We start from the raw sequence: 17,262 nt of genomic DNA, 5'->3' as shown, positions 1-17,262 counted from the left end.
TGAATATTATCTTCGCGCCAATCTCCTCGCCGCTAAGCTATAATGCGCCGATTAACCGTTACTGCAGAGATAGGTGAAAAGCGTCGCTTATGAATTATAAACCTCAACGTTACAGCCGTAAGCCTCCGCCAAATGCACAAGTCAACGCTCTGCCGCGGGTGGTACTGTTCAATAAACCTTACGATGTGCTGCCGCAATTTACCGATCAACTTGGCCGCGCCACGCTAAAAGATTACATAGACATTGCCGGTATTTATGCTGCTGGCCGCCTGGATCGAGACAGTGAGGGCCTGATGGTGCTGACGAATGACGGTGCGCTGCAAGCCCGGCTGACGCTGCCGGGTAAACGAACCGGTAAGATTTATTACGTTCAGGTTGAGGGTGAACCCGACGAATCCCCACTGCAGCGGCTACGCGATGGCGTTAATCTCAAAGATGGTCCGACGCTACCTGCATCGGTGGAGCTAGTCAGCGCTCCCGGCTGGCTCTGGCCCCGCCAGCCGCCGATCCGTGAAAGAAAATCGATCCCCACCAGCTGGCTGAAAATAACCTTATATGAAGGGCGTAATCGTCAGATCCGACGGATGACGGCACATATTGGCTTCCCGACGTTGCGGTTAATTCGCTATGCGCTGGGCGAATACAGCCTGGGAAAACTGGCCTGCGGCAAGTGGCAGGAGTTAACCTAACCAGAAAGTCGCGGGCTTCAGAACTGTCGGAGACTCTGCTACTGTCGAAAGCTACTTCTTTCTTAGGAGCGCTAACATGTTTAAACCCCACGTCACGGTCGCTACCGTGGTGCAAGCTGAAAATCTTTTTTTAGTGGTAGAAGAGCGGGTACGAGGCCGTCCGACCTGGAATCAACCTGCAGGCCACCTTGAGGCCGATGAAACGCTACTCCAGGCTGCCGTGCGTGAGCTGTACGAAGAAACCGGTATTGAGGCGGTTCCACAGGTATTTTTGCACCTTCATCAATGGATCGCCCCGGATAATACGCCCTTTCTGCGCTTTCTTTTTGCCCTCGATCTGCCCCGGCGAATTGAGCCCCACCCCAACGATCGCGATATCGACTGCGGCTGGTGGCTGAGCGCCGAAGAAATCGTTAATGCCGGTAAAAAGTTACGTTCACCGCTGGTTGCCGAAAGCCTGCGTATTTATCAACAGGGCGTGCGCTACCCATTGAGTATGTTAAGCGCCTTCCAGTGGCCATTTAACGAAGATGCGCAGGCCAGCTACGCATGATAGACTATGCCGCCTTTTTCGCGGTCGCGTGTACGACCTTAATCTTGAGTATGACCCATGTCTGACAGCCAGAAAAAAGTGATCGTCGGAATGTCCGGCGGCGTTGATTCCTCTGTATCCGCCTGGTTACTGCTTCAGCAGGGATACCAGGTGGAAGGTCTGTTCATGAAGAACTGGGAAGAAGATGACGGTGAGGAGTACTGTACTTCCGCGGAAGATCTGGCCGATGCCCAGGCGGTATGCGACAAGCTGAACATTCCGCTACATACCATTAATTTCGCCGCCGAATACTGGGATAATGTCTTCGAACATTTTCTTGCCGAATATAAAGCGGGCCGCACGCCAAACCCGGATATTCTTTGCAACAAAGAGATCAAATTTAAAGCCTTTCTTGAGTATGCCGCTGAAGATCTGGGGGCCGATTTTATCGCCACCGGACACTACGTTCGCCGTGCTGACAACAATGGCAAAGGTGCGCTGCTACGCGGGCTCGATGAGAACAAGGATCAAAGCTATTTCCTTTATACACTGAGCCACCAGCAGCTGACCCAAAGTTTATTTCCGGTCGGCGAATTAAACAAACCGGAAGTACGCCTTCTGGCCGAAGCGCAGCAATTGATTACCGCAAAGAAAAAAGACTCAACCGGCATCTGTTTTATAGGCGAGCGTAAGTTTCGCGATTTTCTCGGCCGTTATATACCGGCGCAACCCGGTGCGATCCTCAGCATTGATGGCGACATTGTGGGAGAGCATCAGGGACTGATGTACCATACTCTCGGCCAGCGCAAAGGGCTTGGCATTGGCGGCATGAAAGATGCCCGCGATGAACCCTGGTATGTGGTCGATAAAGATCTCGCCAACAACCAATTGATTGTTGCTCAGGGCGCTGACCATCCGCGGCTGATGTCGGTCGGTCTTATCGCTCAACAACTGCATTGGATTGATCGCCAGCCACTGAGCGCCCCATTACGCTGTACGGTTAAGACACGTTATCGCCAGGCCGATATTCCATGCGATGTAACGCCGCTGGGGGAGGACCGTATCGAGGTACGTTTCGACGTGCCTGTCGCCGCGGTTACTCCCGGCCAGTCGGCGGTGTTTTATCTGGATGAAGTGTGTCTTGGCGGCGGCATTATCGAACAGCGTTTACCGCTGGTCGACGCCTAAGTAATTTACACCGGCCGCTAAGGGAGCAAACAAACATGGCAAAAAACTATTATGAAATTACTCTGGCGCTGGCCGGGGTTTGCCAGGCTGCCCATCTGGTACAGCAGCTGGCACATCATGGACATTGTGATCAGCAGGCGCTGAACGTTTCGTTGAGCAGCCTGCTGGATCTCAGCCCCTCATCAACCCTGGCAGTTTTCGGCAACGATGAAGCTAATCTGCGCCCAGGACTTGAAACGCTATTGGCCGTGTTCAACAGTAGCGGCCGACAGGGAGCTGGCGCTGAGCTGACACGCTATACCCTGAGTCTGATGATGCTGGAAAGCAAATTAAGTAAAAATCAGAATGCCCTGGACGAACTTGGTCAGCGTATCGCTCAGCTGGATCGTCAACTGGCTCACTACGAGTTAATGTCACCCACCCTTCTTAGCGCGATGGCTGGCATCTACGTTGACGTCATTAGCCCACTCGGGCCCCGTATTCAGGTTACCGGGTCATCGGCCATGCTGCAAAATGCACAGCTGCAAAGCAAAGTGCGGGCGTCATTACTGGCCGGTATGCGTTCCGCAGTGCTCTGGCGCCAGGTTGGCGGTGGTCGCCTGCAATTGATGTTTTCTCGCGCCCGTCTCACTGGCGAGGCGAAAAAGATGCTAGACCGATTAATGTCGCACTCAACTAACTGTTAACCAATCCAGGAGTTGCCCCTATGGAGTTATCCTCTCTGACCGCCGTATCCCCCATCGATGGCCGTTACGGCGAAAAAGTCAGCCCGCTGCGTGCAATTTTCAGTGAGTTTGGCTTACTGAAATTTCGCGTCGAGGTGGAAGTGCGCTGGTTACAGAAGCTGGCCGAATGTGCAGAAATTAAAGAAGTTCCCTTATTTGATCGGGACGCAAACGCTTTCCTTGACCAAATAGTCTCCACTTTTTCAGAACAGGATGCGGCACGAATTAAAACGATTGAGCGCACCACCAACCATGACGTTAAAGCCGTAGAGTATTTTCTTAAAGAAAAAGTCGCAGAGATACCCGCGTTACAGGCAGTGTCAGAGTTTATTCACTTTGCCTGCACTTCTGAAGATATCAACAATCTTTCCCACGCGCTGATGCTGGAAACCGCCCGGCGTGAGGTGCTTATCCCCCTCTGGAGCCAGATTATTGCCGAGGTGAAAAGGCTGGCTGCAGAATACCGCGATATCCCTCTGCTATGTCGCACTCACGGCCAACCGGCAACCCCTTCTACGATGGGCAAAGAAATGGCTAACGTCGCTTATCGCTTAGCCCGTCAATTGCGTCAGCTGGAACGCGTGGAAATCCTCGGTAAGATCAATGGTGCTGTCGGCAACTACAATGCTCATATTGCTGCCTACCCGGAAGTCGACTGGCATCAGCTCAGCGAAAGCTTCGTTACCTCGCTGGGCATAGGCTGGAATCCCTATACCACGCAGATCGAACCGCATGATTATATTGCCGAACTCTTTGATTGCATCGGGCGCTTCAATACTATTCTGATTGATTTCGATCGCGATATTTGGGGCTATGTTGCGCTAAACCACTTCAGACAGAAAACTATCGCAGGTGAAATTGGCTCATCAACTATGCCACATAAAGTCAATCCTATTGATTTCGAGAATTCCGAAGGCAATCTCGGTTTGGCTAATGCGATGATGCAGCATCTGGCCAGTAAGCTGCCAGTGTCCCGCTGGCAACGTGATCTTACCGACTCTACCGTACTGCGTAATCTCGGCGTTGGCATCGGTTACGCGCTGATAGCTTATCAGGCTACGCTTAAAGGCATCTCCAAGCTGGAAGTCAACCACGAGCGTCTGCTGGCGGAACTGGACCTGAACTGGGAAGTTCTGGCAGAGCCAGTACAGACAGTAATGCGACGTTATGGTATTGAAAAACCTTATGAGAAACTAAAAGAATTAACTCGAGGCAAGCGCGTCGATGCGGCAGGAATGCGCACCTTTATCGACGAACTGGCGCTGCCGGAGCATGAAAAAGAGCGACTGAAGCAAATGACCCCGGCAAACTATCTCGGCCGGGCCAGTCAGATGGTAGACGATCTTAAGTAGTCTGTAATTTCTACACCCTCTGGGGATGGGGGTGTTGACTTACTGTTTACGTTAATCTGTGGTTTATTTCCTCACGACTATAATTAGATATCATGTGATTGAATAAGTCATAAATATAAGGAACAGACTATGCGCGTTCTGGTTGTGGAAGATAATGCCCTGCTGCGTCACCATCTTGCCGTACAGCTACGTGAGTTAGGTCATCAGGTCGACGCTGCCGAGGATGCACGGGAAGCAGATTACTTTCTGCAGGAGCATATTCCGGATATTGCGCTGGTTGATCTTGGCTTGCCGGATGAAGATGGCATGAGTCTGATTCGCCGTTGGCGTAATGACGGGATTAAGCAACCTATTATGGTTCTGACCGCACGTGACGGCTGGCAGGCAAAAGTTGAAGCGCTGGAGGCCGGTGCCGATGATTACGTCACTAAACCTTTTCACATTGAAGAAGTGTCAGCCCGCCTACAGGCGCTGATGCGGCGCAACAGCGGGCTCGCTTCACAGTTGATAACCCTCGATCCATTCCAGATTGACTTATCGCGCCGTGAGCTAACCATCAGTGCGTACCCGATCAAACTTACCGCTTTCGAATACACCATTATTGAGACGCTCATCCGCAATGCGGGTAAAGTCGTCAGCAAAGACTCTTTGATGCTACAGCTTTATCCCGATGCTGAACTGCGTGAGAGTCATACCATAGACGTACTAATGGGACGACTGCGTAAAAAGATGCTCAGTCAATATCCGACGGATGTTATTACCACCGTCAGAGGCCAGGGTTACCGCTTCGATCTACCAGACTGATGAAGCGCTGGTTTGCGGGCGCGAGGCCTTTTTCATTACGCGTGCGTTTTCTGCTGGCCACTGCGGTAATCGTCCTGGTTTTATCGCTGGCTTATGGCATGGTGGCGGTCGTAGGCTATGTAGTCAGTTTTGATAAAAATGGCTACCGAATCATGCGAGGTGAGAGCAATTTACTGTACAGTCTCGCGCAATGGCACGATGGCAAATTGACCATTGGTCATCCAAAGGGGTTTAACCTTAACTTCCCTACTCTGATTTTCATTTATAATGACCAGGGCCAGCTGCTTTGGCAACAACGTCCTGCACCCGAAATACGCAATAAAATCAAGCCCTACTGGTTAAAACGATCTAATTTCTATGAAATTGAAACCACTAATCAGACCAGCCGGGAAGCGCTGGGCAATAACCCGGACGCTCAGAACCAGATCACCGCTTACGATGACGATGGTAATGATACCTTTACCCACTCAGTCGCGGTTAATCGCTATCGCGCAACCAAACATCTGCCAGAACTGACTATTGTAGTCGTCGACTCGATGCCTCAGGAACTTCAACATTCAGATGTCGTCTGGACCTGGTTCAGCTACGTGCTACTTCTCAACCTGCTGCTGGTCGTGCCGCTGTTGTGGTTAGCCGCTAACTGGAGCCTGCGTCCCATTGACGTTCTGGCCAGTCAGGTCCGGGAACTGGAAACCGGGCAGCGGGAAACTCTCGATCCACAGCCACCGCGCGAACTACGTCGGATGGTCCGCAATCTCAACTTGCTACTGGAAAGTGAGCGCAAACGTTACACTCGTTATCAGACCACGCTTGCCGATCTTACGCACAGCATGAAAACGCCGCTGGCAGTGCTGCAAAGTTCATTAAGGGCGCTACGTGGTGCCAGGCCACAGTCAATTGAGCAAATAGAGCCGGTGATGCTGGAGCAAATCAGCCGCATCTCCAGCCAGATAGGCTATTACCTGAAGCGCGCAACCATGCAGGCCGATCACAGCGTGTTAAAACGTGAAATACACTCTGTTCCGGCCCTGGTCGATAGCCTCTGCTCTGCGCTGAATAAGGTCTATCAGCGAAAAGGCGTCGACCTTACGCTGGATATATCCCCTGAAGTGACCTTCATTGGTGAGCAAAATGACTTTATGGAAGTGATGGGCAACGTGCTGGACAACGCCTGCAAGTATTGTCTTGAGTTCGTCGAAATTAGCGCACGCCAGGCGGGAGATATACTTTGCCTGATTGTTGACGATGATGGTCCCGGTATCCCGGACAGCAAGCGCGATATCATTTTTCAGCGTGGACAACGCGTGGACACCATGCGTCCAGGACAGGGTCTTGGCCTGGCAGTGGCTCGCGACATTCTGGAACAGTATAAAGGTGATATCCAAATCAGTAGCGCCCCGCTCGGCGGGGCACGGATGGAGGTTTACTTTCGTCGTCAGGATATAGCCGATAGCAATGGCTGACCGGACGTTCAGGCTGTTATAATTCCCGTCATTTACTGCGTTCAGGACGCCAATATGGACTATCAGCTCGATCTCAACTGGCCCGACTTTCTCCAGCGCTACTGGCAAAAACGCCCGGTGGTATTAAAACAGGGATTCAAAAACTTCGTCGACCCAATTTCTCCTGACGAACTCGCCGGGTTGGCAATGGAGAACGAAGTTGACAGTCGGTTGATTAGCCACCAGGAAGGAAAATGGCAGGTCAGCCACGGTCCTTTTGAAAGTTACGATCATCTCGGTGAAACAAACTGGTCATTGCTGGTACAGGCGGTCGATCACTGGCATGAGTCCGCTGGGCGGTTAATGCGCTCCTTCCGCGCGCTACCTGACTGGCGTATTGATGATTTAATGATTTCATTCTCTGTGCCGGGAGGCGGCGTTGGCCCACATCTCGACCAGTACGATGTATTTATCATTCAGGGAACAGGCCGCCGTCGCTGGCGCGTTGGCGAAAAAACACCCATGAAGCAGCACTGCCCTCATCCCGACCTGCTTCAGGTTGCCCCTTTTAATGCCATCATTGATGAAGAGATGGAGCCGGGTGATATTCTTTATATTCCGCCAGGGTTCCCTCATGAGGGATACTCACTGGAGAATGCGCTTAACTATTCCGTTGGTTTTCGCGCACCAAGCGGGCGTGAGCTGATCAGTGGGTTTGCCGACTACACCTTGCAGCACGAACTGGGTGGCGAACGCTATAGCGATCCCGATATTTTGCAACGCAGTCAGTCCGCCGTGATTTTGCCGCAGGAGATGGCGGACATTCAGGCCAAAATGCTGCAGCTCATTCAACAACCGGAAAGCTTTCGCCAGTGGTTTGGCGAGTTTATTTCTCAATCGCGTCATGAGCTGGACATCGCGCCACCGGAGCCGCCCTATCAGCCTGATGAAATTAATGAAGCACTGATCGGAGGCGACAACCTGACTCGACTTGGCGGTCTGCGGGTGCTGAAAATTGACGATCGGGTATTCGTTAACGGCGAGCAGCTGGCGTGCGATAACCAGAGTGGCCTCCAGGCATTGACACAGCATCTGACATTAAATAAAGCAGTGCTGGGAGCAACGCTTGACGATCCCGCATTTCTGGCGCAGCTGACTACGCTGGTTAACGGCGGTTACTGGTATTTCAGCGCAGAATAGCATCAACGAAAACGGGCCGGAATCCTGTTCCGGCCCGTTCAGATTTCAGCTCCGACGATATCTCAACTATCTCTGCCCGTTTCGCCCCGCAGGCGACTAAACCGGGCGACCGCCTTCGGCGGTTAGCAGCGCAATACGCTTAATCACTTCAACCGACTGTTGCATGATATCCAGCGATGCGAACTCATGCTTACCGTGATAATTAAAGCCCCCGGTAAAAAGATTTGGACAGGGCAGCCCCTTGAAGGATAAAGCCGCGCCGTCGGTCCCCCCCCGAATAGGTTTAACATCAGGCACAATGTTACAATCGCGCATCGCCTGCAGCGCCAGATCGATGATATGCGGATGCACTTCAACTTTTTCACGCATATTGTAATAGCTATCGCTCATGCTAAGCGCAATACCGCAGCCGTCACTTAACGTCCTGTTAATAGCGTTGGCAATCGTGTACATCATTGCCTTACGCTCTTCAAACCGCTCCCGCTGATGATCGCGAATGATGTAATGCATTTCCGCCGATTCTACCGTTCCTTTCATGCCATGCAGGTGAAAAAAACCTTCATAACCTTCGGTGTGCTGCGGCTGTTCCTGTTGCGGGATGGCTGACTGAAAGCGCACCGCCAACTCCAACGCATTGACCATCACATTTTTCGCGCTGCCCGGATGAACGTTGTTACCGGTAATGTTTACTGTAACCGATGCGGCATTAAAATTTTCATATTCAAACTCACCAATGCCGCCGCCGTCCACGGTATAAGCCCAATCGGCATCGAACAGATCGACGTCGAAATACCGCGCACCACGACCAATCTCTTCATCCGGTGTAAAGGCAATGCGGATATCACCGTGTGGTTGATCGCCGCTTTTCAGTTCAGCAATAGCCGTCACTATTTCCGCTACGCCGGCTTTATCATCAGCCCCGAGCAGCGTTTTACCATTCGTGGTAATCAACGTATGCCCAATCAGCTGATGCAGCACAGGAAAACGTACCGGCGAAAGAATTTCATCACCTATTCCCAGCGCAATATCACCGCCACGATAGTTTTCAATCACCTGTGGCCGCACGTGTTTTGCAGTAAAATCCGGTGAAGTATCGACATGCGCAATAAAACCAACTGTGGGAACCGGCCAGTCAACGTTACCAGGCAGGGTCGCCATCAGAATGCCCTGTTCACTCAGGCTGATATTGGCCAGACCAAGATCTTGCAGCTCCTTTTTCAATAGCTCAGCCATTTGCCACTGGCCCTGACTGCTTGGTACCTGCCTGGCATGGGGTTTGGACTGCGAATCAATCGCGACATAGTTAAGAAAACGTTCCAGTAATTGCGTCATAAACTATCCCGTTGAGAATTCATTTTATTATTATCAGCTGCGGACAAAGAAATGTTGAGGCAGGTTAATTATTTGCGCAATTATATTCGCCGCCGGGAAGCGGCGGCTTTGCCGCGCCCCGACGCTGGCAGAAAACTTAGCGCTTAATTTGATGGATAAATTTGCTCACCCAGGCCGGCACGACTTCGCTGGCCGGTCCGTATATTTTCTCATCGAATTCACTATTCACCTGGCTGGGCTCCAGGTTCAGCTCAACGGTATGCGCTCCATGTAGCTTAGCCTCATGGACAAAGCCCGCAGCCGGATATACGTGGCCTGAGGTCCCGATCGCCAGAAAGTAATCCGCCCCGGCAATCGCCTGATAAATATCATCCATCTGCAGAGGCATTTCACTAAACCACACCACGTGCGGGCGCAGTGGGGCCGGAAACTGGCAGCAGTGACAGCGGTCATTGTCGGTCACCTCGTCCGCCCAGTCCAAAATTTGCCCACTTTGTGTACAGCGAACCTTGAGAAGCTCGCCGTGCATATGAATAACGTTAGCGTTGCCAGCACGCTCATGCAGATTGTCGATATTTTGCGTCACGATCAGCAGGTTATCTCCCAGCACTCTCTCCAGCGACGCCAGTGCTGTGTGCGCCGGATTGGGCGAAATATCGGGCTGTTGTAGCTGCTGGCGGCGAGCATTGTAAAACGCCTGCACCAACCGAGGATTACGGGCAAACCCCTCAGGCGTAGCAATATCCTCCACCCGATGCTCCTCCCACAAGCCATCTGCCGCACGAAAGGTGCGTATACCGGATTCCGCAGAGATCCCTGCGCCGGTAAGAATCACTACGTTAGGTAAAGTATGCCGGGACATTTCAAGATGGCGATCGCGTTCAAAAATTCGCTGCCTGAAGCGCTGATGCACCAGACGGCGGCACTTTTTATAACGAGTCAGGCGCAGACGCCGACGGGAAATGCGCATAAAAAAATCCTCAGCTTCCTGAAATCAGGTCAGGCGTGATTTACCCACCTGACGTGGTAATAAAACCGCGGCATTACTGCCCGCTTAGCACGCGCGCCGGATCGATACGACTGGCACGCCGCGCCGGATACCAGCTGGCGATCAGAGTTAACAGCAATGCAGTCACCAGTACAATCACCACGTCCCGCCAGTGCAACTCGGAGGGTAAAAAATCAATAAAATAGATATCGCCTGACAAGAAATGATAACCCGTAACGGCTTCAATCCCGCGCATGATTGGCGTCAGATTTAGCGAAACCAGCACACCGACCGCCACACCGCTCAGGCTACCAATCAGTCCGGCCAGCAGTCCGTACCAGACAAATATCGCGCGGATCAGACCATCTCTGGCACCGAGGGTACGCAGCACCGCGATGTCACTGCTTTTATCCTTAACCGCCATCACCAGTGTAGAAACAATGTTAAAACAGGCAACGCCAATCACCAGCACCATCGCCAGATACATAATGGCGCGGATCATCTGAATATCGCGATACATATAACCGTAGGTACCAATCCAGCTGCGGATATAGACGTAAGCCCTGGTCGCTTCACCTGCGGTGCGCACCAGCTTATTCGCGCTGAAGGGGTCCTTCGCCTTGATGGCAATACCGGTGACGCTGTTGCCCATATCAAGATATTTTTGCGCATCAGCCAGCGGCACCAGCGCCAGGCTATGATCCAGCATGCCACTCAGTTGCAGAATACCGCTGACCTGCAGGCGCACACGTTTGGGCTGTAATAATTTGTGCGCGGGATCGCTATTGGGGATCATGATTGAGACCCAGTCTCCCTGCTTCACCTTCAGGCTATTGGCCACGCCGTGACCGAGAATTATCTGATGTTTTCCCGCACTAAAACTCTGCCAGGCGTTATTACGCACGTAGTGTGGCAGCGCACTGAGCTGCATCTCCTGCTTTGGATCAACCCCTTTTATCTGAATGGCCTCTAACTTCGCGGCACTTTCTATCAGGCCGGTAAAGTTAACGTAGGGTGCTGCCGCCGCAACGCCGGGTACATTACGCACCACGGACAGCATCTGTGGCCAACCGTTAAAGGGCTGATTAACCGGCTCAATTTCACCCTGTGGCACCACTGCAAGAATGCGATTGTTCAGCTCACGTTCAAACCCGTTCATCGCACTGAGACCAATAATCAGCACGGCAACGCCAAGCGCGATACCAACGGTTGAGATAACTGATATCAGCGATACCATACCGCCGCGACGGCGCCCGCGACTAAAGCGCAACCCAAGCAGAAAAGAGAGAGACCCGGCCATTACAACCTACCCGCCAGCGTAACATCCGAGCTCAGCTGTCCGTCACGCATCTCCATTTGACGCGGCAGACGTTTTGCCAAATGCAAGTCATGGGTCACGACCAGGAACGCTGTTCCCTGACGTACGTTTAACTCACCAAGCAGATCGAAAACGGCATCGGCATTGCGGGCATCAAGGTTGCCGGTGGGTTCATCAGCCAGCACCAGACACGGATTGTTCACCAGCGCCCGCGCAATCGCTACGCGTTGGCGCTCGCCGCCTGACAGCTCGGAGGGGCGGTGCGATGCACGCGGCAAAAGGCCGACTGCTTTGAGCATTTCCAGCGCCTGTTTTTGCGCCTCGGCCCGCCCTTTTTTGCCAATAAGCAGCGGCATTGCCACATTCTCCAACGCGCTGAAATCGGGCAGCAAATGATGGAACTGATAAATAAAACCAAGGTGTTTATTGCGCAAATCAGCACGGGCCGCCGGTGAGAGTTTACTCAACGCTTTGCCGTTGAAAATCACCTCACCGGAAGTTGGGGTATCCAGCCCGCCTAACAGGTGCATCAGGGTGCTTTTACCCGACCCTGAGCTACCCACTACGGCCACCATCTCGCCTGGCGTGATGCCGAAAGATACATCGCGCAAAACTTCCGTCTGCACGCTGCCTTCCAAATAGCGTTTACACAGTTTGTCACACTGCAACAGTAATGCATCACTCATAACGTAAAGCCTCAGCGGGTTGAACGGCGGCGGCGCGCCAGGAGGGATAAAGCGTAGAAAGCAGAGCGACCAGCATCGCGACCAGCATAATAGTCACCACCTGCGAACCGGAGATAGCAACCGGTAACGCCGCGCCGTCAAGAAACAGACCAATCATCGGCATCAGGCTATTGAGTTGACTGGACAACAATACGCCAAGTAGCGTTCCCATCAGCGATCCAACGATCCCCGCGCTCGCCCCCTGAACCATGAATACCGCCACTATCTGGCGGCGGGTCAACCCCTGCGTTTGCAGAATTGCTACTTCGCTCTGTTTTTCCATAATCAACAGGCCAAGCGAGGTAAGAATATTAAATACCGCGACGGCAACAATCAGGCTTAACAGCAAGCCCATCATATTTTTTTCCATCCGTACGGCCTGAAACAGTTCGCCTTTACGTGCGCGCCAGTCTTTCCAGACCATACCGGCTGGCAGCGTCTGATGACTGAGGCTGTCGACATCCAGTGGATTTTTTAACCAAAGGCGCCAGCCGGTAATATTGCCAGCAGGATAAAGCATCAGTCGCGAAGCATCCTGTTGATTGACCAAAATCTGGTAGCTGTCGACGTCGCTGTTAGCGGCATAGATACCAGCAACGGTAAACAAACGTTGGCTGGGAATACGCCCCACGGGCGTAAACTGGCTGGCCGAGGGCACCATCAGGCGTAACCGGTCACCGAGTGTCACACCAAGCTGGCTGGCAAGCGGTTCACCAAGGATCACGTTATATTTGCCGGGCTGTAATACATCGGCATTGCCGTTAATCAGAAAGCGCAGCAGCGGATCTTTTTCTCCGGGATTGATACCGATCATCACGCCTACGCCAACACTGGTGGCGCTTTGCATCACCACATCGCCCGTGGTGAGTGGCGTAATATTGCTGACACCGTTAAGTTTCAGCTGGCTGGCTGGATGGCTGACAGGATTTATCGATCCCTGTTCGCTGGTAATCAGCGCCTGGGGCATCAGGTTGAGAGTGCTTTTTTCCAGCTCCTTCTCAAAGCCATTCATCACCGAGAGTACGGTCACCAGTGCCATCACGCCGAGCGTAATACCGATAGCCGATAGCCAGGAGACAAACCGACCAAAGCGATCGGAGGCGCGTCCACGCATGTAACGCAGGCCAATAAATAACGCAACAGGTTGATACATGAAATCCGTCTTTGTAGCGCTCGAAGCGGGAAGTTAACCCCGCATAATAAAGTACCGCTGCACGATATGGAACCACTGAACCCATGTGTTAAGTACTTTGTTTTGTCAACTTATTCGCAGAGAACGCGCTAATGAATAAAAAAACAACAAAAAGCGTCTTTCCTCGCAAGTTACGCGCTTAGCTGACCCTTATCGCTATAATTATGCCCGATGTGTGGCATGGCGGGTGAGTCAGGCGCCGATACGCTGCCCGGACTGGATCAGTCGGCGGAAGTTGCGTAAACTTCCGCCGGTATGCTTACTGCCTGATCTGAATAGGTTTGTATCCCTCACATTCAGAAAAGAGATTGCCTAGGTGACTATGCCTGAAAAAAATCGTTATACCCTGCCAGTGAAAGCTGGCGATATCCGCCAGCTGGGGCAGCTCACCGGCGCCGCCAGCGCGGTAGAATGTGCGGAGATACTCACCCGACACGATGGACCGGCGCTGTTGATTACCCCGGATAAGCAAAGCGCACTAAGGCTTCAGGACGAAATCAACCAGTTCAGCCCGCAGCCCGTTTCCAGCCTGTCAGATTGGGAAACGCTCCCCTTCGACAATTTTTCGCCCCATCAGGACATCATCTCTTCGCGTCTGGCTACCCTGTACCAGCTTCCAACATTAAAAAACGGTCTGCTGATTTTGCCGGTCAACACGCTGATGCAGCGCGTATGCCCGCACAGCTTTCTGCATGGACATGCGCTGGTGATGGAAAAGGGTCAGACGCTCTCCCGCGATCGCCTGCGAACGCAGCTCGATCAAGCCGGCTACCGGCATGTCGATCAGGTGATGGAGCATGGTGAGTACGCCACGCGTGGTGCGCTGCTCGATCTGTTCCCTATGGGGAGTGAGCATCCTTACCGTATTGATTTTTTTGATGATGAAATTGACAGCCTGCGCCTGTTTGACGTTGATACTCAGCGCACGCTGGAAGACGTTCCGGCGATAAATCTGCTGCCAGCCCATGAATTTCCAACCGACAAAATTGCCATTGAACTGTTTCGCAGCCGCTGGCGCGAGAACTTCGACGTCCGACGCGATGCTGAACATATTTACCAGCAGGTCAGTAAAGGCACCCTGCCTGCGGGAATTGAATACTGGCAACCGTTGTTTTTTGAACAGCCCCTGCCCGACCTGTTCAGCTATCTGCCTGCTAATACGCTGCTTATCTGCTGTGGCGACCTTGAGAGCAGCGCCGAACGCTTCTGGCAGGACGTCAACTCACGCTATGAGAGTCGCCGCATTGATCCAATGCGCCCGTTGCTAAAGCCGGAAAGCCTTTGGCTGAAGACCGATCAGCTCTTTGCCGCGCTGAAAAAGTGGCCGCGCATTCAGCTCAGCCAGCAAACCCTCAATCCACGTGGCGGCGTGACCAATCTGGATTATCAACCGCTTCCCCCCCTGGCGGTTGAACCCCAGGCCAAAGCACCGCTGGATGCCCTTCGCCAGTTTATCGAGCAGTTCGATGGCGCGGTCATTTTCTCGGTGGAATCCGAAGGTCGGCGCGAAACGCTTCAGGAAATACTGACGCGCATCAAACTGCGTCCGCAAGCACTGGATAATATCAATAACGCCGGCCACAGCGGTTACTGGCTAATGCTGGGCGCCAGCGAACAGGGTTTTATTGATACCGCACGTCAGCGTGCGCTGATTTGCGAAGGCGACCTGCTGGGCGAGCGCGTCAGCCACCGTCACCGCGATAATCGTCGTACGATCAATCCAGACGTGCTTATTCGCAACCTCGCTGAACTGCGGCCAGGCCAGCCGGTGGTGCATCTTGAGCACGGAGTTGGGCGCTATAATGGCCTGACAACGCTGGAAACCGGCGGCGTCAAAGCGGAATACCTGATGCTCTCTTATGCCGGAGAGGCGAAACTTTATGTTCCGGTTTCATCGCTGCATCTGATTAGCCGTTACGCGGGCGGCGCGGAAGAAAACGCGCCGCTGCATAAGTTGGGCGGTGATGTGTGGCAACGCGCCCGTCAAAAAGCAGCGGAAAAGGTGCGCGACGTCGCCGCTGAACTGTTAGATATTTATGCCCAGCGCGCCGTCAGGACCGGCTTTGCCTTCAGGCACGATAAACAGCAGTATCAACTCTTCTGTGAAGGCTTTCCGTTTGAGGTGACCACCGATCAGGCCCAGGCCATTAATGCGGTGCTGAGCGATATGTGCCAGCCGTTAGCGATGGATCGTCTGGTCTGTGGTGATGTCGGTTTTGGCAAGACTGAAGTGGCGATGCGCGCCGCATTCCTTGCGGTAGAAAATGGCAAACAGGTTGCGGTGCTGGTGCCAACCACCTTGCTCGCTCAACAGCACTATGAAAATTTTCGTGACCGCTTTGCTAACTGGCCGGTACGCATTGAAGTACTGTCTCGCTTTCGCAGCGTCAAAGAGCAAAGCCAAGTGCTGGAAGCCGCTGCCGAAGGTAAAGTCGATATTCTGATCGGCACCCACAAACTCTTGCAAAGCGATATCAAATGGCGCGATCTCGGTCTGCTGATCGTCGATGAAGAGCACCGCTTTGGCGTACGCCATAAAGAGCGGATTAAAGCTATGCGCGCCGATGTCGACATTTTGACGCTGACCGCAACGCCTATTCCGCGCACGCTAAATATGGCGATGAGCGGCATCCGTGACCTGTCGATTATTGCAACGCCGCCCGCACGTCGCCTTGCGGTAAAAACCTTCGTGCGCGAGTATGACGCGCTGGTGATACGTGAGGCGATCCTGCGCGAGGTGCTAAGAGGCGGGCAGGTTTACTACCTTTATAACGATGTAGAAAATATCGACAAGGCAGCGACACGTCTGGCCGATCTGGTGCCTGAGGCACGCGTAGCCGTAGGGCACGGTCAGATGCGCGAGCGCGATCTTGAGCGAGTGATGAATGATTTCCATCACCAACGTTTCAACGTGCTGGTATGTACCACTATCATCGAAACCGGAATTGATATTCCCACGGCCAATACCATTATCATTGAGCGTGCCGACCACTTTGGCTTAGCCCAGCTTCATCAGCTACGCGGACGCGTGGGCCGTTCTCACCACCAGGCTTACGCCTGGCTACTGACACCCCATCCGAAAGCCATGACCGCCGATGCGCATAAGCGACTGGAAGCGATTGCCAGCCTTGAAGATCTGGGGGCTGGCTTCGCACTGGCAACGCATGATCTGGAGATACGGGGTGCCGGAGAGCTACTGGGTGAAGGCCAGAGCGGCCAGATGGAAAACATCGGATTTTCGCTGTACATGGAGCTATTGGAAAACGCCGTTGAGGCGTTGAAAGACGGGCGCCAGCCTTCACTGGAGGATCTCACAAACTCACAGACCGAGATTGAACTCCGCATGCCAGCACTGCTGCCGGATGACTATATACCCGATGTTAATACCCGACTGTCGCTATACAAACGTATCGCCAGCGCAGCGACGGAAGCCGAGCTTAATGAGCTAAAAGTGGAGTTGATCGACCGCTTTGGTACGCTGCCTGATGCGGCGCGTAACCTGCTGGACAGTGCGGCGCTACGTTTGACGGCAAGAAGGATTGGTATCAGGCGCATAGAGGCCAGCGATAAAGGTGGCTACATTGAGTTTGCCGATAAAAACCATGTTGATCCAGGCTGGCTAATCAGCTTGCTGCATAAAGAACCTAAGCAATGGGCGCTGGACGGCCCCACGCGGCTGAAATTTATCTGTGACCTGAGCGAGCGCAAGCGACGTATAGAATGGTTGCAAACGCTCCTTAACACGATGCCACTGCTGGCCGAATAAGCAAAAAAA

The 17,262-nt window shown here is 53.0% G+C and carries 14 protein-coding genes; 9 read left to right on the top strand and 5 right to left on the bottom strand.

Features of this window, described 5'->3' with window-relative positions; genetic code table 11:
* The first annotated feature begins 89 nt into the window (after nucleotides 1-89).
* From rluE to BM191_RS01700, 8 genes are all read left to right on the top strand, one after another.
* The gene (rluE, locus tag BM191_RS01735; protein WP_092874294.1) at nucleotides 90-689 is read left to right on the top strand and encodes a 23S rRNA pseudouridine(2457) synthase RluE; all 600 of its coding nucleotides are present in this window, start codon (nucleotides 90-92) and stop codon (nucleotides 687-689) included.
* Nucleotides 690-765: 76 nt separating this feature from the next.
* On the top strand, nucleotides 766-1,242 hold the full coding sequence (locus tag BM191_RS01730) for an NUDIX domain-containing protein (RefSeq protein ID WP_092874291.1): 477 nt from the start codon (nucleotides 766-768) through the stop codon (nucleotides 1,240-1,242).
* A 57-nt stretch (nucleotides 1,243-1,299) separates the two neighbouring features.
* On the top strand, nucleotides 1,300-2,409 hold the full coding sequence (mnmA, locus tag BM191_RS01725) for a tRNA 2-thiouridine(34) synthase MnmA (RefSeq protein WP_092874288.1): 1,110 nt from the start codon (nucleotides 1,300-1,302) through the stop codon (nucleotides 2,407-2,409).
* A 35-nt stretch (nucleotides 2,410-2,444) separates the two neighbouring features.
* On the top strand, nucleotides 2,445-3,095 hold the full coding sequence (gene hflD, locus BM191_RS01720; protein WP_092874285.1) for a high frequency lysogenization protein HflD: 651 nt from the start codon (nucleotides 2,445-2,447) through the stop codon (nucleotides 3,093-3,095).
* A gap of 20 nt (nucleotides 3,096-3,115) precedes the next feature.
* Complete coding sequence (gene purB, locus BM191_RS01715; RefSeq protein ID WP_092874282.1) at nucleotides 3,116-4,486, top strand: adenylosuccinate lyase; 1,371 nt, start codon at nucleotides 3,116-3,118, stop codon at nucleotides 4,484-4,486.
* A 129-nt stretch (nucleotides 4,487-4,615) separates the two neighbouring features.
* On the top strand, nucleotides 4,616-5,290 hold the full coding sequence (gene phoP / locus BM191_RS01710; protein ID WP_092874279.1) for a two-component system response regulator PhoP: 675 nt from the start codon (nucleotides 4,616-4,618) through the stop codon (nucleotides 5,288-5,290).
* A complete protein-coding gene (phoQ, locus tag BM191_RS01705; RefSeq protein ID WP_092874276.1) occupies nucleotides 5,290-6,753 on the top strand; it encodes a two-component system sensor histidine kinase PhoQ in 1,464 nt (487 codons plus the stop codon). Before phoP ends, phoQ begins: the two co-directional genes overlap by 1 nt.
* A gap of 54 nt (nucleotides 6,754-6,807) precedes the next feature.
* Nucleotides 6,808-7,932, top strand: a complete 1,125-nt coding sequence (locus BM191_RS01700) for a ribosomal protein uL16 3-hydroxylase (RefSeq protein ID WP_092874273.1) — start codon at nucleotides 6,808-6,810, stop codon at nucleotides 7,930-7,932.
* A gap of 96 nt (nucleotides 7,933-8,028) precedes the next feature.
* On the opposite strand, the gene pepT is transcribed toward BM191_RS01700, so the two are convergent.
* The 5 genes from pepT to lolC all read right to left on the bottom strand — a co-directional run bounded on the left by pepT (nucleotide 8,029) and on the right by lolC (nucleotide 13,448).
* Nucleotides 8,029-9,264, bottom strand: a complete 1,236-nt coding sequence (gene pepT, locus BM191_RS01695; protein ID WP_092874270.1) for a peptidase T — start codon at nucleotides 9,262-9,264, stop codon at nucleotides 8,029-8,031.
* Between the two features lie 136 nt (nucleotides 9,265-9,400).
* Nucleotides 9,401-10,234, bottom strand: a complete 834-nt coding sequence (gene cobB, locus BM191_RS01690; protein WP_092874267.1) for a Sir2 family NAD+-dependent deacetylase — start codon at nucleotides 10,232-10,234, stop codon at nucleotides 9,401-9,403.
* Between the two features lie 73 nt (nucleotides 10,235-10,307).
* Complete coding sequence (lolE, locus tag BM191_RS01685) at nucleotides 10,308-11,552, bottom strand: lipoprotein-releasing ABC transporter permease subunit LolE (protein ID WP_092874264.1); 1,245 nt, start codon at nucleotides 11,550-11,552, stop codon at nucleotides 10,308-10,310.
* The gene (gene lolD, locus BM191_RS01680; RefSeq protein ID WP_092874261.1) at nucleotides 11,552-12,256 is read right to left on the bottom strand and encodes a lipoprotein-releasing ABC transporter ATP-binding protein LolD; all 705 of its coding nucleotides are present in this window, start codon (nucleotides 12,254-12,256) and stop codon (nucleotides 11,552-11,554) included. Before lolD ends, lolE begins: the two co-directional genes overlap by 1 nt.
* Entirely contained in the window at nucleotides 12,249-13,448 is a 1,200-nt protein-coding gene (gene lolC, locus BM191_RS01675; RefSeq protein WP_092874258.1) for a lipoprotein-releasing ABC transporter permease subunit LolC, read from the bottom strand. The genes lolD and lolC overlap by 8 nt, the downstream gene beginning before the upstream one ends.
* Nucleotides 13,449-13,809: 361 nt before the next feature.
* On the opposite strand from lolC, the gene mfd reads away from it, so the two are divergent.
* On the top strand, nucleotides 13,810-17,253 hold the full coding sequence (gene mfd, locus BM191_RS01670) for a transcription-repair coupling factor (RefSeq protein ID WP_092874255.1): 3,444 nt from the start codon (nucleotides 13,810-13,812) through the stop codon (nucleotides 17,251-17,253).
* The last annotated feature ends 9 nt before the right edge of the window (nucleotides 17,254-17,262 follow it).

This window comes from Izhakiella capsodis, assembly GCF_900115045.1.
Taxonomy (GTDB): domain Bacteria; phylum Pseudomonadota; class Gammaproteobacteria; order Enterobacterales; family Enterobacteriaceae; genus Izhakiella; species Izhakiella capsodis.
Note: the sequence above shows the minus strand (reverse complement) of the source record. Positions and strands in the feature narration are given on the sequence as shown.

Coding starts and splice junctions, on each gene's coding strand:
- cobB (WP_092874267.1), bottom strand. CDS start 10,234: ATGCGCATTTCCCGTCGGCGTCTGCGCCTGACTCGTTATAAAAAGTGC.
- mfd (WP_092874255.1), top strand. CDS start 13,810: ATGCCTGAAAAAAATCGTTATACCCTGCCAGTGAAAGCTGGCGATATC.
- phoP (WP_092874279.1), top strand. CDS start 4,616: ATGCGCGTTCTGGTTGTGGAAGATAATGCCCTGCTGCGTCACCATCTT.
- mnmA (WP_092874288.1), top strand. CDS start 1,300: ATGTCTGACAGCCAGAAAAAAGTGATCGTCGGAATGTCCGGCGGCGTT.
- lolD (WP_092874261.1), bottom strand. CDS start 12,256: ATGAGTGATGCATTACTGTTGCAGTGTGACAAACTGTGTAAACGCTAT.
- lolE (WP_092874264.1), bottom strand. CDS start 11,552: ATGGCCGGGTCTCTCTCTTTTCTGCTTGGGTTGCGCTTTAGTCGCGGG.
- phoQ (WP_092874276.1), top strand. CDS start 5,290: ATGAAGCGCTGGTTTGCGGGCGCGAGGCCTTTTTCATTACGCGTGCGT.
- hflD (WP_092874285.1), top strand. CDS start 2,445: ATGGCAAAAAACTATTATGAAATTACTCTGGCGCTGGCCGGGGTTTGC.
- BM191_RS01730 (WP_092874291.1), top strand. CDS start 766: ATGTTTAAACCCCACGTCACGGTCGCTACCGTGGTGCAAGCTGAAAAT.
- pepT (WP_092874270.1), bottom strand. CDS start 9,264: ATGACGCAATTACTGGAACGTTTTCTTAACTATGTCGCGATTGATTCG.
- BM191_RS01700 (WP_092874273.1), top strand. CDS start 6,808: ATGGACTATCAGCTCGATCTCAACTGGCCCGACTTTCTCCAGCGCTAC.
- rluE (WP_092874294.1), top strand. CDS start 90: ATGAATTATAAACCTCAACGTTACAGCCGTAAGCCTCCGCCAAATGCA.
- purB (WP_092874282.1), top strand. CDS start 3,116: ATGGAGTTATCCTCTCTGACCGCCGTATCCCCCATCGATGGCCGTTAC.
- lolC (WP_092874258.1), bottom strand. CDS start 13,448: ATGTATCAACCTGTTGCGTTATTTATTGGCCTGCGTTACATGCGTGGA.